Genomic DNA, 16645 nt, shown 5'->3' with positions numbered 1-16645 from the left:
GGAGAGCGCCAGTGTCCGGCCTGCGCGGCTCTCCCCGGTACGCCTGCCAGTCAGGCAGACCAGACCGGGGAGAAGCAGCCATGAATGCTCTTAGAGCCTGTGAAAAGTGCAGTTGACCTTACCGAAGTGAAGCGAGTCGCCATCGTTGAGAGGAGTGGCCTTATCCGGCTCCAGACGGCGCCCATTGACGCGGGTAGCATTCGTACTGTTCAGGTCCGTTAGCGTAAAGGTGCTGCCGATATGCTCCAAAAGCGCATGAACGCGTGAGACCGTATCGGCATGCTCCATAGGACTCAGATCGATATCAGGCTTCAAGCCACCCAGATCGTGATCATAGCGTCCTACAACCAGGCGCTCACCAGTCAGAACGACTTCGCGGCCATCGCTAAAGATCAGCCGTCCCCAGGGAGCGTTGGGATCGGGGCGTGGCTCACTGGCCGGACGAGCCTTGATCGGCTGGGGAGGGCCTGGTGGCGGCGGCACAGGAGCAGCAGGGGCCGCTGGTGCTGGCGGCTGATAGGCCGGTATCTGACTGGCGGGCATAGTAGAGGCCGCAATGGTCGGCTCGGCATTAGAGTCGGCGCCAGCCTTCGTACTTCCTCCCTGGGTACCAGGCCCGGGGATAAAGGTCACCGTTGGCTTTGGAATCACCGGAGGCTGGGCCGGTACCTGGGAAGCGTAGGGCTGGATCGGCGGCTTCGCTGGCGATGCAGGAGGAGGGGCGGCTGGCGGCTTCGCCGGTGCTGGAGACGGAGCCGGCTGAGCAGGCGGCTGGGCGCTCCGCGCTCCTGGACCCTGGGGCTGGAAGGTGGAAGCTCCACACTTCGGGCAGAAGGCCGCATTAGGCTTTAGCTCCGTCTTGCAATTGGGACAGAGCTGCTTGAGCGCTCGCCCGCAGCCCGAGCAGAAGGTATCGCCCGGCTCATAGGGTGTATTGCACTGGGGACAGCGCAGACCGGCGCCGGGCCTGGCCACGGGCGCCACAGGGGCCGCCTGAGCTGGCGCGGGCGGAACGTAGGGCGGCACATAGGACGGCGAACCCGGTGGCGGCGTCGGCACCGCTCCATAGGGACCTGTCGACATCGCTGGCCCTCCCCACTGCTGCTGAACCTGCGGCAGAAGAGAGGGTGGGATGGGACCAATCTGCACCTCGGGACGCTGCTGACGCACCAGGCCATCAACGATATTGAGCACCTCATTGGCCAGGCTCGCCTGGCGCACGGCCCCAACACCAGCCGTAATAGCCAGTGGCAGCAGCACAGGGATCACCATCGCCCCCACGGCGCCAATCGTCCCCACCGCCGCTTTATCCATCCAGCGCTGCTGGCCGATCATCGCCAGCACTCCCCCCGAGACCCGTTGCAGCGTCACCGAGAGAGCGGCCTGCATCCCGAGCACCGCTTCGAAGTCGCCTCCCTTCTTCAACTGCACCAGCGCCTGATCGGGATTACTAAACTGCTGCGTCTGATACCCCCTGGCGCGATAGACATTTTCCAGGTCGGTAGCCAGACGCGGTATATCGATTTCTTGCGATGTATAAAATCGGGCATCCATTGGTCTCTCCTCTTCTGCGGTAGCGAGGCGCTTCTTACTTGCCCTGTCGGTTCAGCAGTAACCGCTGCCCTCCTCGCACCTCACTGCCAGAGAGTAGCAGCACAGGGCACAGGCCCAACCAGAGCAAGGGAGGGCCGCGCCGTACCCCACCGGCTCTAGCAACGGCGCGGCCTCACCTAACTCACCAGCAGGTAGATCTGGAGCGATTCGACAGAAGGTATGCCAACACTATCAGCTTCGCAGAGCCTCCTCCTGTCTACTGAGCAGGCTCTGCGGGCGGAGGAGGCGACTGCGGTCCAGACGGCGCAGGAGGAGGCTGTGGCGGCTGCCAGCCAGGGAAGCCAAAACCAGGCGCAGGTGGCCAGCTCTGCACCCCCGGCTGCTGCTGCCGAATCAGACCGTCGACAATCCAGAGCACTTCATTGCTCAGCGCCGCCTGGCGCACGGCCCCAATGCCCGCTGTAAAGAGCAAAGGCCATAGCGGTGGAATGGCCATGCCAGCCACTCCCACCACCGCCTTCTCGGCCCACTGCTGCTGACCCGTGGTAACAGAGATCCCCCCAGCCGTGCGTTGGATCACCACGGCCAGCGCGGCCTGTAAGCCCAGGAGCCGCTCAAAGTCGCCTCCCTTTCTCAACTGTACCACTTTGTGATCGCTGTTGCCAAATTGCTGCGTCTGATAGCCCTTCGCCTGCAAGATACTCTCCAGATCATGGGCCAGACGCTCCAGATCGATATCTCCAGTGTTGTAGAAACGGGTACTCATATACTCTCCTATTCTGCTTTGTCTCAGCCTAGCTGCTTCCCTGGATGAGGTCCCTGCCACGGAATCGCCGCCAGCTCCCGCCGGCACTTCCTTTCCACCAAGCGGAAGGTTTGCTTGCTTCGTAAAGATATACGACTCGAAGAAAGAGAGGTTAAAAATTTGACCATGATCTGGGCTGGGTTCCGAACCCCCGAGGGAGTGCCGCCTGCTTCCCCGCCTTCTCTTCTGTCTGACGCTGTGAACAATGCTATAATAGTAAAATGCGATGGCTTCCCACGGCGGTCCCTGGCCGCCACCATTGCCAGCACATTGCCCTACTTATTTGCTTGCTTGCTTGCTCTGGCAGTGAGGCCAGAGCCATATCATCAGCTTAGCTGGAGAAGAGAAGAGAAGAGAAGAGGCCCTATGGTTGAAGGACTATCCCACTCGGCTTATGAAGAAGAGGAAGGGGAAGAGGAGGTTCCCCCCAGTTCGCTCGCTTCGCGCAATACCCTCCGCTACATTATCCTGGGATTGCTCGGTACGCGGCCCATGACAGGCTACGACATCAAACAGGCTTTCGATCGAGCCATTGCCAGTTACTGGAACGCGGGCAGCAGTCAGATTTATACGACGCTCAAAAGCCTCAGACACGAAGGTCTGGTCGAGGTTGAGGTCATTGAGCAGAAGAGCCGCCCCAATCGCAAACTCTACCGCCTGACGCCACGGGGACAGGCCGAGCTAGATCGCTGGCTTAGTGAGCCGATCCCCGAGCGCTTCACCAAGGACGAATTTCTGACCAAGCTCTTTTTCTGCGGCGAGACCTCCGACGCCACGGCCCTTCAGCATCTTCTCCAACATCGTGAAAGCCTGCTCCGGCAACTGCAGCACATGGAATGGGCGCGTCAACAATATGCCAACCGGCCTACACGCCGCCCTCGCCTGCTAGAGTATCAGATGCTCGTGCGTGAGTACAAAGAGGCAGTTTTGCGCGCCGGCCTGGAGGTCACCGAGCGCGCTATTGCACACCTGAAGCAACGCCTGTCAGATCACGGCTAGTCCGATCACTATCTCCAAACAGCTACCTCTTACACGAGAGCCTGTCCCCCAATAAGGCTACTTTCCTCTCCTCCCTGGTAGCCAGCAACGAACCTGTGTTATCCTTGGAGAGGAATCTCGCATCCTGCACATTTCGGGCCCTCCTAAGGCAGGAACAGGACTGAGCCAGGCGAGAGGTGCCATGAGAGATATAGGTCCTGGTCACGGTCTCTCTTGTAGAGCTTTCCCAGTCCCTATGCCATGTGAACCACGATGAGCATCGTGTGTCAGGTGAATGCCTGCATGTGAGGCACACGCATACAAGACCGGACGAAGAGAAGCAGGGGAAGCCAGAGCAAGCTGTCACAAGACCAGCACCAGCCACGCGCACCCTGTTCGAGCCCAGCAAAGGTCTTTGGAGCAGTCTGAGCCTTCCCGCACTATCAGGTTCGCAAGGCACAAAGGAGCATCAATGAGACCATCAACAGTCACCCTCGAGTCAGCAGGAGAAGCAGAACAGGAGCTTCCCTCGGAAAGCTACGTACCCAAGGCCATGCCGCCTGTGCTAGGGACCTTTGATCTCACAGCGGTCTGCGTTTTGGGCATGCTGTATCTGACAAACTCAACCACCGCCGCCAGCAGCGGTGCGGCGTCCTTGCTTCTCTGGCTACTTGGAGGCGTCTTCTACTTCCTGCCGTCCGTGATCGTCTCTGCTCAACTCGGCGTGCTGTTTCCACACGATGGCAGCCTTTATAACTGGACCCACCATGCCCTCGGTCGCTATTGGAGCTTTCTCATCGGCTTCTGCTGGTGGTTACCCGGTCCTCTGCTCATCGTGACTTCCGCCGCTACGATGATCAGCTATCTCCAGGGGCTGAACCACAGCTGGTTGACCGAGCCCTGGCAACAAGGGCTAGCGATTCTGGCTCTGATCTTACTGTCGGGCTTGCTCGCCAGTCGCCGCCTGCGTACCGCGCAACACCTGGTCAATGTCGGCTTCTGTGCCAGCTTGCTCAGCATCGTTCTCATCAGCGGTGCTGGGGCCATCTGGCCGTTGCGCGGTCACCAACCAGCTACCAGCTTCCGCACCTTTTCCGACTGGACCCCCACGCTAGAGCGCCTGAGTCTCTTCGGCCTGATCTGTGGAGCCTATGGAGGGGCCGCTATGCCTCTGAATATGGGGGGGGAAATCTACGAGCACGAGGCCATTCCGGGCTATCTGCGCTGGAGCACCCTGGTTGTGCTCTTCGGCTATCTGGCCAGCACTCTGACCCTCTTGCTTGTGCAGGGAGCCGCGGCAACCTCCAATCCGTTCGCCCTGATCTCAGTGGTGGACAGCGTTCTAGGGAAGGTGGCCGGCAACATTACCGTGGTGGCCCTGCTCTTTGCTTACTTAATGGCCGCTACGGCTTACAATTACTCGTTCGCCCGCGTGCTCTTAGTGGGAAGCATCGACCAGCGCCTGCCTGGGCGCCTCGGGCAGCTCAACCGCGAGCGTGTGCCAACCAGCGCCATTGCTCTCCAGACGACGATCGCAGCGCTGCTGGCCTTGCTGATCTTTCTGGCCATCCCCTATATCCTCTTCTTTGCCGACGCCCGCAATTTCTCGCTGATCTTCTACAACGTCAGCATCGCTTCGGTGGGAACAGTCTGGCAGACAATCCTGGTCTTCATCTATATCGACCTTGCGCACCTGCTCCTGAAACAGCGGGAGCAGGTGGAGTCCAGATTGATTATGCCACGCTGGCTGCTCTGGCCAGCCATTGTCATCGGCCCGCTTGCCTCGCTCGTCTCGGTCGTCTCCTCACTGCTGGTCTCCTGGATTCCCCAGCAGCTCGACAATGCCCACTGGCAATACAGTGTCATCGCCCTGACGAGTATCATGCTCGTTGCCGCCCTCATAGGCAGCCTCTACGCGAGCAGTCAGACAAGCTGGCAGCGCATGAGGATGACCGGGCCCTAGATCGGGCAGCCCTGTCCTGCCGTTCACAGGCGCCCGATCACCTGACCTGTCTGGCCATTTTGCCAGCCTGGGTGGTCAGGCGCCTATTTCTCCCGCCGTTCTGCTTCGCTGCCCTTCGCCCGGCCATACGGAGCGAGAGGCCGGGCGCCTCCTCGCAGACAAGGGCCGTTGCGCTGAATGGGAAGGAGAGGCCAGACTGGCGACACGCAGCACGGCTCATCGAGGCAGAGCAGGCTCCAGGCGCTTATTCGGAGCGCTCACCAGGACGCTGAAAGCGCGGAGGCCGCTTCTCCAGAAAGGCTCGCATCCCTTCCTGAGCATCGGGCAGCTGTGAGCTTGCTGCCATCACCTCCAGCGCGTAGGCATAAGCCTGGGGTTGCGGCAGATCAATCTGCGCATAGAAAGCCTGCTTGCCCAGGCCCTTAGAGATAAAGCTGCCGCGCGTCGCCGCCTCTAACAAGCGCTGGGCCTCCTCCACCAGGCACTCGGGCGGCACCACCCGATTCACCAGCCCCCACTCATATGCTGTCTGAGCATCGATCGGCTCGCCGGTCAGCAGCATCTCCAGGGCGCGCTTGCGTCCAATATTGCGACTGACCGCCACCATAGGTGTGGTGCAGAACCAGCCCCCTTTTCCGCCTGGGGTGGCAAACTTCGCCTCGGTCGAGGCCACCGCCAGATCGCAGGTGGCCACAAGCTGGCAGCCTGCGGCGGTCGCAATGGCATGTACGCGGGCCAGCACGGGTTGAGGAATGGCCTGAATCGTATTCATCAAGTGAGTACAGACCTGCAAGAGGCGGCGCATCGCCACCAGGTCCTGACCTACCATGTCGGCGAAGTCATGGCCGGCGCTGAAGGCCGGACCATTGGCGGCCAGGATCACCCCCAGCACAGGACTCTCCCCCACCTCATTAAAGGCCGCTGTCAGCTCCTCCATCATCTTGAGCGAGAGAGCATTGCGCCGCTGAGGATGATTCAGCGTGATGGTGGCATAGTCGCCCTCATAACGTACCTCGACCAGTTCATACTGCATGGTACAGACTCCTTTCGTCGCACTGGCTCCCATTGACAGAAGTGACAATTGTCAACGACAATGCAGCCCTCATCTGCACGGCGCCGGAGCGAGCAGGTAAAGGATCAGCAGAAAGTAGAGTGCAGAGCCGCTCGCTCGCCCGTGCGACTCAGGCCGGCAACTGGCCTGCCAGCGCCTGCACATAACGCTCAGCCGAGCGCATGACTGCCGCGTGGGCCTCGGACAAGACCACGCGCTCAAACCAGGCCCCGTAGAGGCGCTCGAAGCGATACGGGGCAATGGCGGCGCGGATACGCTCCACCTCGAAAGCAGGCAGCGGAATCAGATTGGGGTAGCTGTACATAAAGCTGACCCAGCGTCGGTCGGCCACCACCTGGATGATATCGCCACTGAGCAGCGCCCCCCGACCCTCGGCCCCATCAGGCCAGTAGAGGACCGTGCCCCCAGGGAAATGGCCTCCCAGGCGTATGAGCGTCAGCCCGCCGAACAGATCAAGCCGCTCCCCCGACCAGAAGAGCAGACGCACGGAGGGACGCATCACCCAGCGTTGGTCGGCGGCATGCAGGTAGACAGGAACCGAGAAGCGCTCGGCCCACTCCACCATACTGCTATAGTAGTGCGGATGCGAGATAGCAATGGCCCGTAAACCGCCAAGAGCCTGAACCCGCTCAACCGTCTCCTCATCAAGGAAGGAAATGCAGTCCCAGAGAAGATTGCCTTCGGTGCTCTGCACCAGCAAGGCGCGCTGACCAATGGCAAAAGCTGGCTCGCTGCCAATGCCGATCAGGCGCGGCTCATGCTCCTTAAAAACGTTACGCAGGCCGCTGGCCCGCAGCTCAGCCAGGGTCGTCCAGCGCTGGCCCTCATGGCCCACGTATTGTCGCTGATCAAGACAGATGGGGCACTCAGGGGGTGGCTCCTCACTGGGAGCGAACTGGGTACCACAGGTGACACAGATCCAAAGCTCCATGGCTCTCGTGCCTCCTCGAACCAGCCGGGCCGGTGGTCAACAAGATGGGCCACCAACACTAACAACTTCCCGGGGGCAACCAGACAGGCACTGCTTCCCCACTGGCGCAGGCCAGGCATGGATACAGCCCAAACTGCGGGGCGTGTGCCTGGTGTACCTGGTCACCTGGCCAGCAACATCATATCACCCGTGGAGCTGGACTTCCAGGCAGGGCAGGGACCTGGGGAGAGGCAACGGGCGGCGACAGCACAGCAGGGAAAAGGGAGTTTTGCAGTGGGATTATGCTTCAGTGAGATGCAATGTTATTCCACTCTAAAAATTAGCCAGGGCGATAACCAGCGATCAGCTGCAGGCACTGCAGGCAGAGGATCGCTGGCCCCGCCCTGATTACACGCTCGCGCGCCGGCGAGCGAGAATCTCGTAATCACATGTGCGTGCTGTGAGCACCGCGCTGGCACTACCGCGGCCCTGGCAGCAACGAGAGGGCAGAGGCCGCCGGTCGTGCAGCACCGGCCAGACACCAGGGCTTGCGCTACACGTTGGTCGAGTTCATGACCTTATTGAGCGTAGTTCGCTTGATGCGATAGCAGTGGCGACGACCCTTATGGGGCAGCAACACAGCATCAAGGACACCATGTTTTACCCAACGGCGCACGGTAGTCGCATCAACGCGCAAGACTCTGGCAACCTCGCTAATGGTCAGTAGTTCCTCCATGATCTGTCCTTTCTTTGTAGAATGTCGTGCCGGGTGCCCGAGAGCTTCTCTCCCCCTTACCCCCTCGGGCACAGCGTACCCCTCTTCTGGTATCGGCAGGGGTGCTACTCTTGCAGGCACTTCCTGCTTTGCTGAATATACCATTCCCCATTTACAATTGTCAATACCAATTGCATAGTCTGTAGGGAGAAATTTCTGTACAGAAGTCACATAATTCACTCGCGGAGAGTGGACAGGATCGACAAGGCGGGGGAGAGTAGGCTATAATTGGATGGCAGTCTCTCTAAAATGGGGCAGAAGCCATGCAAGAACCCAGAACCTGGCGCGAGTTCCTCGCTGCTGTTATTCGGGATACCAAAGAGAAACAGCGCATAGCCAACGAAATGGGCGTTGACCCGGTCACGCTCACCCGCTGGGCGACGCACGAATCGTCTCCGCGGCCACGCTCGCTGCTCAATCGCCTGGTTGAGGCGCTACCGCCCCATCGCGAGCAGCTGATCCAGCTGATCCGCCAGGAGTTCCCGGACGCGCTGGAGGATGACCCCGGCTCGGTTTTCATCGACCCGGTGGTGAAGGATGTACCGCCGGTGCTCTATGCGCGTATCCTCGAAGCCCACGCGACGGTCGTGGAGAGCCTGCGCTCCTGGACGATTATGAACCTGGTGATGCAGCAGCTGATTCGCCAGCTCGATCCGCAGCATATCGGTATTGCCGCCAGCATTGCCCAGTGTCAACGTCCGCTTCCTCCCCAGCAGAAGGTGACCTGTCTCCGGGAGGTCTTTCTGGAGAAGAGTCAGGCCCTGACAAGCATCGCCCGCCGTGGCTACTTTCTGGGGGCCGAGTCGCTGGTCGGCTACGCAGTCATCCAATGCCGCCCGATCGTGGTGCAGAATCTGCAGGAGGCCTCCGACTTTGTCATTCCCCAGGCTCTAGTCAGCGAGGCCCGCAGTGCCGCCGCTTACCCCCTGCAGCGCGCGGGCCAGGTGGCCGGTGCCTTACTGATCATCAGTACGCAGCGCGACTACTTCTTGCACGGACGGCAGGCGCTCATCCAAAACTACGCCTATCTGCTGAGCCTGGCTTTTCGTGATGATGAGTTCTATGATATCAAAGACATTGAGCTGCGCCTGATGCCCTCTGAATCTGTCCAGAATGCCTATATGGCAACCTTCAATCAACGCGTGAATGAACTGCTGAGTCAGGCCGAGCGACGGGGCCAGCCGTTGACACGTCGCGAGGCTGAGGAGCAGGTGATGGCGGCGTTCTTGGCCACTCCTGTGCAGTCGCCGACGGAGCAGGCCCCTGAGTGAGCACAGTCAGCTCAGCGCATGCCACGCTCCAGGGAAGAAAAGAAAGGATCGCATGGGCTATGTTGACCGGTCTCCAGCAGGTTGAGACCCTCTTGAACAGCAGCGGCACCTATATTATCGACGCGGAAAATACGGCTGAGCTGGCTCGCCTGCTGCATCATGGCCAGCTGGCAAGCCGGGCTATGGGCGGCCCCCTGCCGGAGCTGACAGATGTCTCGGGCCTGCAGGATGTGCTTGATGTGGCCTGCGGCCCTGGTGGCTGGGCTTTGGAGCTGGCTGAGACCTATCGCCATCTACGTGTGGTCGGTATCGATATCAGTCAGCGGATGATCGAGTTCGCTCGCACACTGGCCGCGACTCAGCAGTTGCCCAACGTCTCTTTCCAGGTCATGGATGCCTTAAAGCCGCTGGCTTTTAAGGACGAGAGCTTTGATTTAATCAATGCTCGCTTCATCTCAACGTTCATGCCGGCCCGCTCATGGCCCGCTTTTCTACAGGAGTGCATGCGCATTTGCCGCCCCGGCGGCATTATCCGTCTGACAGAGGCAGATCTGCCGATCTGCAATAAACCGGCTTGCGAGGAGCTGTCTCTCTTGCTGGCCCTCGGACTGACACGCGCTGGCTATACCTTCTCGGAGACACGGCACCACCTCGATGTGTTGCCCATGCTGGAGCGCTTGCTACGCGAGGCCGGCTGTGTCTCGATCCAGATGCGCGCCTATGCCGAGAGCATTTCCGCCGGCACGCCTCGCTACGAGGATTGGTATCAGAATGGCCTTGTCTCTCTTAAGCTGCTCGAACCGTTCTATCTGAAGGTGGTCGGCTTGAGCCATGAGGCCTTCAATCGCCTCTATGAACAGGCGCGCGCCGAGGCAGCGGATGAGAGCTTCTGCGGCCTGCAGTTCTTTTTGACGGTCTGGGGTTATAAGCCGCGGAGCTAGTGCTCATGGCCCGCAATATAGGCACGGATACTGGGCAATCGCGCCAGACGCCGATAGGCGTGGTTGCGCAGTGCAACGCGCTGTTCATGTTGCCGCCGGTCCTCCGGCCAGTCACGATAGTGGCTGAGATCGATGCCCTGCTCCAGAAAGGCATTCTGGAGCGCTGTCGGCTCCTCATCAAAGCTCATCAATTCAGCCAGGTCGATAAGCAGGGCCCGCCTCTGCCCCTGGGGGAAGTGCTCTACTTCGCGAGCCACAATGGTAAACAGCTCTTGCTGATAAACTCTTTCCAGGGCCTGCTCTGTCGCTTCCCCTGCCTCCATCCCTCTGAGCACAGGCAAATACTCCCCACCTGTGTGAATCAGGCGTCGCTCGCGCCGATAGAGGTCCAGGCAACAGTTGCAGGCAATGGTGAACAGCAGATGCTCCGGCGACCGCACAGGTTCGATCTCTCCACGCTCAACACGTGGCTGACGCTCGATGAAGCGCCTGACACTCTCCTGGACGATGTCTTCGACCAGATCTTCTTCTTGACCGCGCCAGGCCGCGACGCTATAGCGCGCAATCAGCCGCCGTACCAGACGACGCAGTCGAGCATAGAGTTCTTCCCAGTTCAGAGCCAACGGGTGTGGACTGCCCATCTGTCCTTCTCCTCCCGGCAAGCAAGAGTGAGGGCTACTCGCTCTCCTGTATAACTAAAGAGAATTTCGATCAATACACCTCTTTTCTCTATCAAGATGTATTGAATGTGTTTCTGTACCGAGATAAAAGATAGCTGGAAAAAGGCCGCAGAGAAATCCAAAACCGGAGACATTGCAGTCCCTCTTAGAGGCCATTGGCCGGACATTCCGAGACCACCAGGGCGACAGAGCGCCTCACTGGTCCGCGCAAGAGAGGAGGGCATCCGTAGCGAGCCGGAGGCGGGGAAGAGGAGGAAGGAGCCAGGTCTCAAATGAAGCTGCGCTCTGACAATGGGACAAGCGAGAAGCCGCCAGCTTTGAGACGAGAGGGGAACTTGCCATGCTTCGAATCACATTTCATCAGCAGCTCAGGCGTGAGCGACAGCGCCGGGGCTGGTCACAGGAGGATCTCGCCGCGCTCATCGGCTCGGACAAGAAAACAGTGCAGCGCTGGGAGACCGGCGATGGTCTGCCTCGCCCCGCTCTGTTGCGTAAGCTGTGCGAGGTGCTGGAGAAGAGTCCTGAAGAGCTAGGGCTTATCGAGCAGCCCCGCACGCAGTGGGGGGCGAAACCTGCCCCTGTCCACTTCTTTGGTCGTACGCAAGAGCTACAGACGTTGCGCCAGTGGTTTGCAGAATGCCGCCTGATTGCGGTCTGTGGCCTGGGGGGCATCGGGAAGACGACGCTTGTTGCGCGCCTGGTTGAGCAGGTGGAAGCTGAGATTGAGTACGGCTACTGGTGCTCGTTGCGCAGTGCACCGCCGCTGAGTCAGGTGCTGAAGGACTGGTTGCTCTTCTTTTCCAATCAGCAGCTGAGTGCTCCACCTTCTTCAGTGGAGGAGCAGCTCTCGCTCTTGATGGAGCTGTTACGCCAGAGCCGCTGCTTGCTGGTGCTCGATAATTTCGATGCCCTCCTGCAAAGTGGCCAGCGGGCCGGCGCCTATCGCCCCGAGTACGAGGTCTACGGTCGCTTATTAGAGCGCCTGGGCAGTGAGGCACATCAAAGCGTGATTCTGGTGACGAGCCGTGAGAAGTTGCGCGAGGTTGAGCGTTTGAAGGGCCAGAGCAGTCCGGTGCGCTCACTGACCTTGCAGGGTCTCAGTGGTGAGGCCGGGCGAGCTATTCTTGAGGAAAAGGGCGTCTCTGGCAGCGCGGAAGAGGTGGCCAGTTTGCTGCGCCGCTATGGGGGGAATCCTCTGGCGCTGCGCCTGGTGGCGGAGACGATCCGCGAGTTGTTCGCTGGCCAGATTGCGGCCTTCCTCGCCGAAAACCAGGCCGCCTTCGGCGATATTCGTGAGGTATTGGAGGAGCAGCTCCGGCGTTTGGCGCCGCGCGAACATGAGGTACTCTCGTGGCTGGCAATTGAGCAGGAGGCGGTTACCCTGGAAGAGTTGCGAGCCGACCTGCTGCGACCAGAGGCTCAGCGAGAGCTGATCGAGACGCTGGATTCGTTGCGCCGCCGTTCGCTGATCGAGGTTCATGAGCAAGGGCAGTTTACGCTGCAACCGGTGATCATGGAATATATCCAGGATGAGCTGGTGCGCCGCGCCTGTCAGGATTGCTTGCAGGAGACGTTCCTGACCTGGGAACAGTTTGCTTTTGTGAAAGCGCAGGCACGTACCTATGTGCGCGAGAGCCAGGTGCGCATGCTCCTGGCGCCGCTGGCCGAGATGGTGTGCAGCGAGCTGGGCCAGACGGCTCTTAAGGAGCGGCTCCAGCGGGCGCTCGAACGAGAGCGGCAGGCGCGTTACCCGCATGGCGGCTATCTTGCTGGCAATGTGCTTCAGCTGCTGATCTACCTCCAGTGGGATCTGCGCGAGTTTGATTTCTCAAGACTGACGATCCGCCAGGCTTATCTGCAACGAGCACGCCTGCAGGAGGTGAATTTTGCCTTCGCTCGCTTCGTGGCGACGGTCTTCCAGAGTACTCTGACCAATGTTCTGGCCAGCGCTTTTCGTCCCGACGGGCAGCGGCTGGCTGTGGGGACGGCGAGCGGCGAGATCCGTCTGTATGATGGCGATTGCGAGCATTTGCTCCAGCAGCTGGAAGGCCATACCGATGGAGTATGGGCCCTGGCTTTTACTCATGACGGGCGACGGCTGGTCAGCGGCAGCGATGACCGGACGCTGCGTCTCTGGGACCTGGAGAGTGGTCGCTGTCTGAGTGTGCTGGAGGGGCATACTAATCGGGTGCGGGCCCTGGCGCTCAGTCCCGACGATCGCCTGTTGGTCAGCGGCAGCGATGACCAGACTTTGCGTCTCTGGGACCTGGACACCGGGCAGTGCCTGCGCACGCTGGAGGGGCATCAGGGGCGAATCTGGGCGGTCGCGTTGAGTGCTGATGGCCAGTGGCTGGCTAGCGGCGACGGCGCGGGCACGCTGCGGATCTGGCAGCTGCCAGGCTGGGAGCAGCCTTTGCATATGTTGCAGGGACATCGCGATCAGGTACGTTCGCTGGCTTTTGGGGCGGCTGGAACGTTGCTGGCTAGCGGCAGCGACGACGGCACGGTGCGCTTGTGGGAGGTAACGAGCGGGGCAGAACGGGCCATCTTGCGCGGCCATGCGAATCGTGTCTGGACGGTGGCCTTTAGTCCTGATGGCCAGTGGCTGGCCAGCGGCAGCGAGGATACGACCGTTCGCCTCTGGCGGACGCAGACGGGAGAGCAGGTTGCTACGCTGGCGGGCCATACTCATGGCGTGCGTACGGTCAGCTTCCACCCTGCGAGCCGGCGGCCCTGGCTGGTGAGCGGCGGTGATGATCAGACGATCTGTCTATGGGACTGGGCAAAGAGACATGTGCTGACACGCCTGCACGGCTATACGCGCCGCATTCGGTCGCTGGCTTTTGATCCTGTGGGCCGCTGGCTGGCGGCAGCCTATGAGGGGGAAGGAATCGCGATCTGGGACTGGAGCAGCGGACACCTGTCGCGACTACTCCACAAGTCGCGGCATGAACCACTGAGTCTGGCTTTCAGTCCCGACGGGCAATGGCTGGCCAGCGGTGGACAGGATGAGGTAATCTGGCTCTGGTCGATGCCCGACGGCCAGGCGCAACGACAATTCGTCGGTCATCGCGACTGGGTGCATAGTCTGGCCTTCAGCCCTGACGGCCACTGGCTGGCCAGCGGCAGCGAGGATGAGATTGTGCGCCTGTGGGATCTGGCCAGCGGCCAGATGGTGCATGAGCTGCGAGCCGGCTGCTGGATTCGGGCTTTGGCCTTCAGGCCGGGAGACGAGGGGGGCCGTTGTCTGCTCGTCAGCGGGGGCGACGATACACTTTTGCGCCTCTGGGACGTCAATAGCGGCAGCTGCGTGCGTACGCTGACGGGCCACAGCCGCCCGGTGCGCGCGCTGGCTTTCAGCCCCGATGGTCGCTTGCTAGCCAGCGGGGCCGAAGATAGCCAGGTGCTGCTCTGGGAGATCGAGGGCGAGGCCCGCCCGCAACGTCTCCAGGGCCATCGCGGGCGGGTGCGCTGCCTTGCTTTTAGCGGCGATGGTCAGTGGCTGGCAAGTAGCGGCGATGATCTGAGGCTCTGCCTCTGGCAGCGCAATGGCAGGCTGCACCATGTGCTAAGGAGTGGTCACGAGTATATGGTGCGCGCACTGGGCTTTGCACCGGCTAAGGCAGGCTCTCTGCTGGCCAGCGGCGGCAACGAGGGAGAGATCCGCCTCTGGGAGGCCGCAACCGGGCGCCTGGAGCGCATTCTTAGCCTGCCGCGCCCCTATGAAGGGATGAACATCGAGGGAGTGCAGGGCCTGAGCGCCCTGGAGAAACAGGCCCTGCTCGCGCTGGGCGCTGTTGAAGGGGCCCGCTCGGAGACCACGCCCAGCTAACCACCTGACCCCCTGGCGCTCTAAACCAGAGGCTCCTGGGTGCTGGTGAGGCGGCGCGCACGCTCACGCTCTTTGAGCTGGCGGCGCAGGATCTTGCCCGAGGGCACGCGCGGTATAGCCTCGATGAATTCCACCCGCTGCAGTTTTTTATAGCCCGCTACCTTGCTGTTGACAAAGGCCATCAGTTCCTCGGACGTGGCCGTCTGGCCGGGGCGGAGGACAACAAAGGCCTTGGGAATCTCTCCGGCTTCAGGATCATCAACACCAATGACGGCAGCATCGAGAACAGCAGGATGCTCCAGCAGGACGGCCTCGATCTCGGCAGGGGCAATGCTGAAGGCTTTGTACTTGATCATCTCTTTCTTGCGATCAACGATGTAGAGGTAGCCGTCAGCATCGATGTGGCCGATATCACCGGTGTAGAGCCAGCCGTTGCGCAGGACACGTGCCGTCTCAGCCGGATCTTTCCAGTAACCAAGCATGACCTGGGGGCCGCGCACGACGATCTCGCCGTCCTCGCCGACCGGCAGCTCACGCTCTCCAGTCTCAATATCGACGATTTTCTGTTCAGTGTCATAGACCGGCAGGCCGCCGCTGGCCGGGCGAATGCGCGCGGGATCAAGCGGGGAGAAGTGGGTATCGGGCGAGGTTTCGGTCAGGCCATAAGCCTGAATGACGTTGATACCGGTACGCTCGCGCAGCCGGATCGCCAGCTCGGGCGCTAAGGGGGCAGCAGCAGACATCAGGTATTTGACTGTCCTCAGCCTGGCAAGCTGCTCGTCGCTGGCGTTGAGGAGTGTCTGGACAATCGGCGGAACGGCAAAGAACCAGGTGACGGCCTGCTGTTCACAGAGGGCCAGGGCCGTATCCAGTTCGAAGCGTTCCATGAGGATTTGCCTGCCGCCGGCGATGAGAAAGGTACCGGTCAGCAGGACGCCATAGATGTGGTAGAGAGGCAGGAAGATCAGGGTGGCATCCACGGGCGAGAGGTTGGCCGCGGTCACGACCTGGAGATGATTGCAGACCAGATTGCGGTGTGAGAGCATGACACCGCGTGGCAGGCCGGTGGTGCCCGATGAATAGGGGAGAGCCAGCAGGTCATCGGGGGCAATGTCAACAGGCTCAGGACGCCGCGGCGAGGATTCGCGCAGCAGACGAGCGAAGGGGACGGCCTGCGGCAGCGCTTCAGGCACCTGGGACCCGGTGACGATGATATGGCGCAGCGCCGGGAAGGTCTGCCCCTCTAGAGCACTCTTGAGCATGGGCACAAGCTCGCGTTGAACCAAAATAGCGCTCGCTTCGCTATTCTCTAGCTGATAGGCGATTTCTCGCTCCTTGTAGGAGGGGTTCATAGGGCTGATGACGGCGCCAATGGAGGAGGCCGCCAGGAAGGCGATGGTATATTCGGGACGGTTGAAGGTGAAGAGACAGATGATGTCCCCTTTGCCCAGGCCCAGCGCGCGTAAGCCGTTGGCCAGACTATTGGTCATGGCAATGACTTCGCTGTAAGTCAGGCTGAGGTTGTGGTAGATAATGGCGGGCCGCTCGGGTTGCCGCTCTGCCACGGCTCGGACCAGGGTATCATAGGGAGCTTCGGGGTAGCCCAGCGGTGGGCGGAAGAGTTCGGGAGCAGTCTGCTTGTCGACCATGCCTGAAGTCCTTTCTTCAAAGGCCAAAAGAACGTCGCTCCTTTGCTTATGAGCATAACTTGCCCGCCCGCGCCGGTCAAGACCATATCACTAGCCGCTTGACGGCATGTTTCTAGCGTCTCACTACGCTCTGCCACTCTTTGTATATGCTGGCTTCCACCTTCTTGCTGATCTTGACAATTCTGAATTTTTCTTTGATCTCAGGGGTCATCAAT

At 60.6% G+C, this 16645-nt stretch carries 12 protein-coding genes; 5 read left to right on the top strand and 7 right to left on the bottom strand.

The annotated features are described in order from the left end of the window. Window positions 1-90: 90 nt before the first annotated feature. Window positions 91-1554, bottom strand: a complete 1464-nt coding sequence (locus tag A4R35_RS16640) for an FHA domain-containing protein (RefSeq protein WP_112431301.1) — start codon at window positions 1552-1554, stop codon at window positions 91-93. A gap of 256 nt (window positions 1555-1810) precedes the next feature. Beyond that, the gene (locus tag A4R35_RS16635; RefSeq protein ID WP_112431299.1) at window positions 1811-2320 is read right to left on the bottom strand and encodes a hypothetical protein; all 510 of its coding nucleotides are present in this window, start codon (window positions 2318-2320) and stop codon (window positions 1811-1813) included. 405 nt (window positions 2321-2725) lie between these two features. Here A4R35_RS16635 and A4R35_RS16630 point away from each other — a divergent pair, with 405 nt between their 5' ends. Both A4R35_RS16630 and A4R35_RS16625 read left to right on the top strand, forming a co-directional pair. After that, on the top strand, window positions 2726-3358 hold the full coding sequence (locus A4R35_RS16630; RefSeq protein ID WP_189361945.1) for a PadR family transcriptional regulator: 633 nt from the start codon (window positions 2726-2728) through the stop codon (window positions 3356-3358). A 451-nt stretch (window positions 3359-3809) separates the two neighbouring features. Beyond that, complete coding sequence (locus tag A4R35_RS16625) at window positions 3810-5300, top strand: APC family permease (protein WP_189361943.1); 1491 nt, start codon at window positions 3810-3812, stop codon at window positions 5298-5300. A gap of 244 nt (window positions 5301-5544) precedes the next feature. On the opposite strand, the gene A4R35_RS16620 is transcribed toward A4R35_RS16625, so the two are convergent. The 3 genes from A4R35_RS16620 to A4R35_RS16610 form a co-directional block, all read right to left on the bottom strand. Then, window positions 5545-6333: an enoyl-CoA hydratase-related protein gene (locus A4R35_RS16620; RefSeq protein ID WP_112431293.1), complete on the bottom strand. Its 789-nt coding sequence runs from the start codon at window positions 6331-6333 to the stop codon at window positions 5545-5547. 148 nt (window positions 6334-6481) lie between these two features. Continuing rightward, window positions 6482-7303, bottom strand: a complete 822-nt coding sequence (locus A4R35_RS16615; RefSeq protein ID WP_112431291.1) for an MBL fold metallo-hydrolase — start codon at window positions 7301-7303, stop codon at window positions 6482-6484. Window positions 7304-7835: 532 nt separating this feature from the next. Then, complete coding sequence (locus A4R35_RS16610; protein WP_052890794.1) at window positions 7836-8018, bottom strand: helix-turn-helix domain-containing protein; 183 nt, start codon at window positions 8016-8018, stop codon at window positions 7836-7838. A 302-nt stretch (window positions 8019-8320) separates the two neighbouring features. Here A4R35_RS16610 and A4R35_RS16605 point away from each other — a divergent pair, with 302 nt between their 5' ends. Beyond that, the gene (locus A4R35_RS16605) at window positions 8321-9328 is read left to right on the top strand and encodes a GAF domain-containing protein (RefSeq protein WP_112431289.1); all 1008 of its coding nucleotides are present in this window, start codon (window positions 8321-8323) and stop codon (window positions 9326-9328) included. Between the two features lie 59 nt (window positions 9329-9387). Beyond that, window positions 9388-10269 carry a class I SAM-dependent methyltransferase gene (locus A4R35_RS16600; protein WP_112431287.1) on the top strand — a complete coding sequence of 294 codons (882 nt, stop codon included), beginning with the start codon at window positions 9388-9390 and terminating at the stop codon, window positions 10267-10269. Here A4R35_RS16600 and A4R35_RS16595 read toward each other — a convergent pair. Further along, window positions 10266-10910, bottom strand: a complete 645-nt coding sequence (locus A4R35_RS16595) for an RNA polymerase sigma factor (RefSeq protein WP_112431285.1) — start codon at window positions 10908-10910, stop codon at window positions 10266-10268. The two genes, A4R35_RS16600 and A4R35_RS16595, sit on opposite strands and share 4 nt — an antisense overlap. 379 nt (window positions 10911-11289) lie before the next feature. Here A4R35_RS16595 and A4R35_RS16590 point away from each other — a divergent pair, with 379 nt between their 5' ends. Beyond that, window positions 11290-14781, top strand: coding sequence for a WD40 domain-containing protein (locus A4R35_RS16590; protein ID WP_112431283.1), 3492 nt, complete (start codon window positions 11290-11292; stop codon window positions 14779-14781). Between the two features lie 20 nt (window positions 14782-14801). On the opposite strand, the gene A4R35_RS16585 is transcribed toward A4R35_RS16590, so the two are convergent. Beyond that, complete coding sequence (locus A4R35_RS16585; RefSeq protein WP_146747244.1) at window positions 14802-16430, bottom strand: class I adenylate-forming enzyme family protein; 1629 nt, start codon at window positions 16428-16430, stop codon at window positions 14802-14804. Window positions 16431-16645 lie beyond the last annotated feature (215 nt).

This window comes from Thermogemmatispora tikiterensis (assembly GCF_003268475.1).
In the GTDB taxonomy this organism is placed as follows: domain Bacteria; phylum Chloroflexota; class Ktedonobacteria; order Ktedonobacterales; family Ktedonobacteraceae; genus Thermogemmatispora; species Thermogemmatispora tikiterensis.
This window is presented reverse-complemented; position numbering and strand designations above follow the sequence as displayed.

Excerpts from the sequence above, each read along its gene's own strand:
- A4R35_RS16640 (WP_112431301.1), bottom strand. The coding sequence starts at position 1,554 with ATGGATGCCCGATTTTATACATCGCAAGAAATCGATATACCGCGTCTG.
- A4R35_RS16635 (WP_112431299.1), bottom strand. The coding sequence starts at position 2,320 with ATGAGTACCCGTTTCTACAACACTGGAGATATCGATCTGGAGCGTCTG.
- A4R35_RS16630 (WP_189361945.1), top strand. The coding sequence starts at position 2,726 with ATGGTTGAAGGACTATCCCACTCGGCTTATGAAGAAGAGGAAGGGGAA.
- A4R35_RS16625 (WP_189361943.1), top strand. The coding sequence starts at position 3,810 with ATGAGACCATCAACAGTCACCCTCGAGTCAGCAGGAGAAGCAGAACAG.
- A4R35_RS16620 (WP_112431293.1), bottom strand. The coding sequence starts at position 6,333 with ATGCAGTATGAACTGGTCGAGGTACGTTATGAGGGCGACTATGCCACC.
- A4R35_RS16615 (WP_112431291.1), bottom strand. The coding sequence starts at position 7,303 with ATGGAGCTTTGGATCTGTGTCACCTGTGGTACCCAGTTCGCTCCCAGT.
- A4R35_RS16610 (WP_052890794.1), bottom strand. The coding sequence starts at position 8,018 with ATGGAGGAACTACTGACCATTAGCGAGGTTGCCAGAGTCTTGCGCGTT.
- A4R35_RS16605 (WP_112431289.1), top strand. The coding sequence starts at position 8,321 with ATGCAAGAACCCAGAACCTGGCGCGAGTTCCTCGCTGCTGTTATTCGG.
- A4R35_RS16600 (WP_112431287.1), top strand. The coding sequence starts at position 9,388 with ATGTTGACCGGTCTCCAGCAGGTTGAGACCCTCTTGAACAGCAGCGGC.
- A4R35_RS16595 (WP_112431285.1), bottom strand. The coding sequence starts at position 10,910 with ATGGGCAGTCCACACCCGTTGGCTCTGAACTGGGAAGAACTCTATGCT.
- A4R35_RS16590 (WP_112431283.1), top strand. The coding sequence starts at position 11,290 with ATGCTTCGAATCACATTTCATCAGCAGCTCAGGCGTGAGCGACAGCGC.
- A4R35_RS16585 (WP_146747244.1), bottom strand. The coding sequence starts at position 16,430 with ATGGTCGACAAGCAGACTGCTCCCGAACTCTTCCGCCCACCGCTGGGC.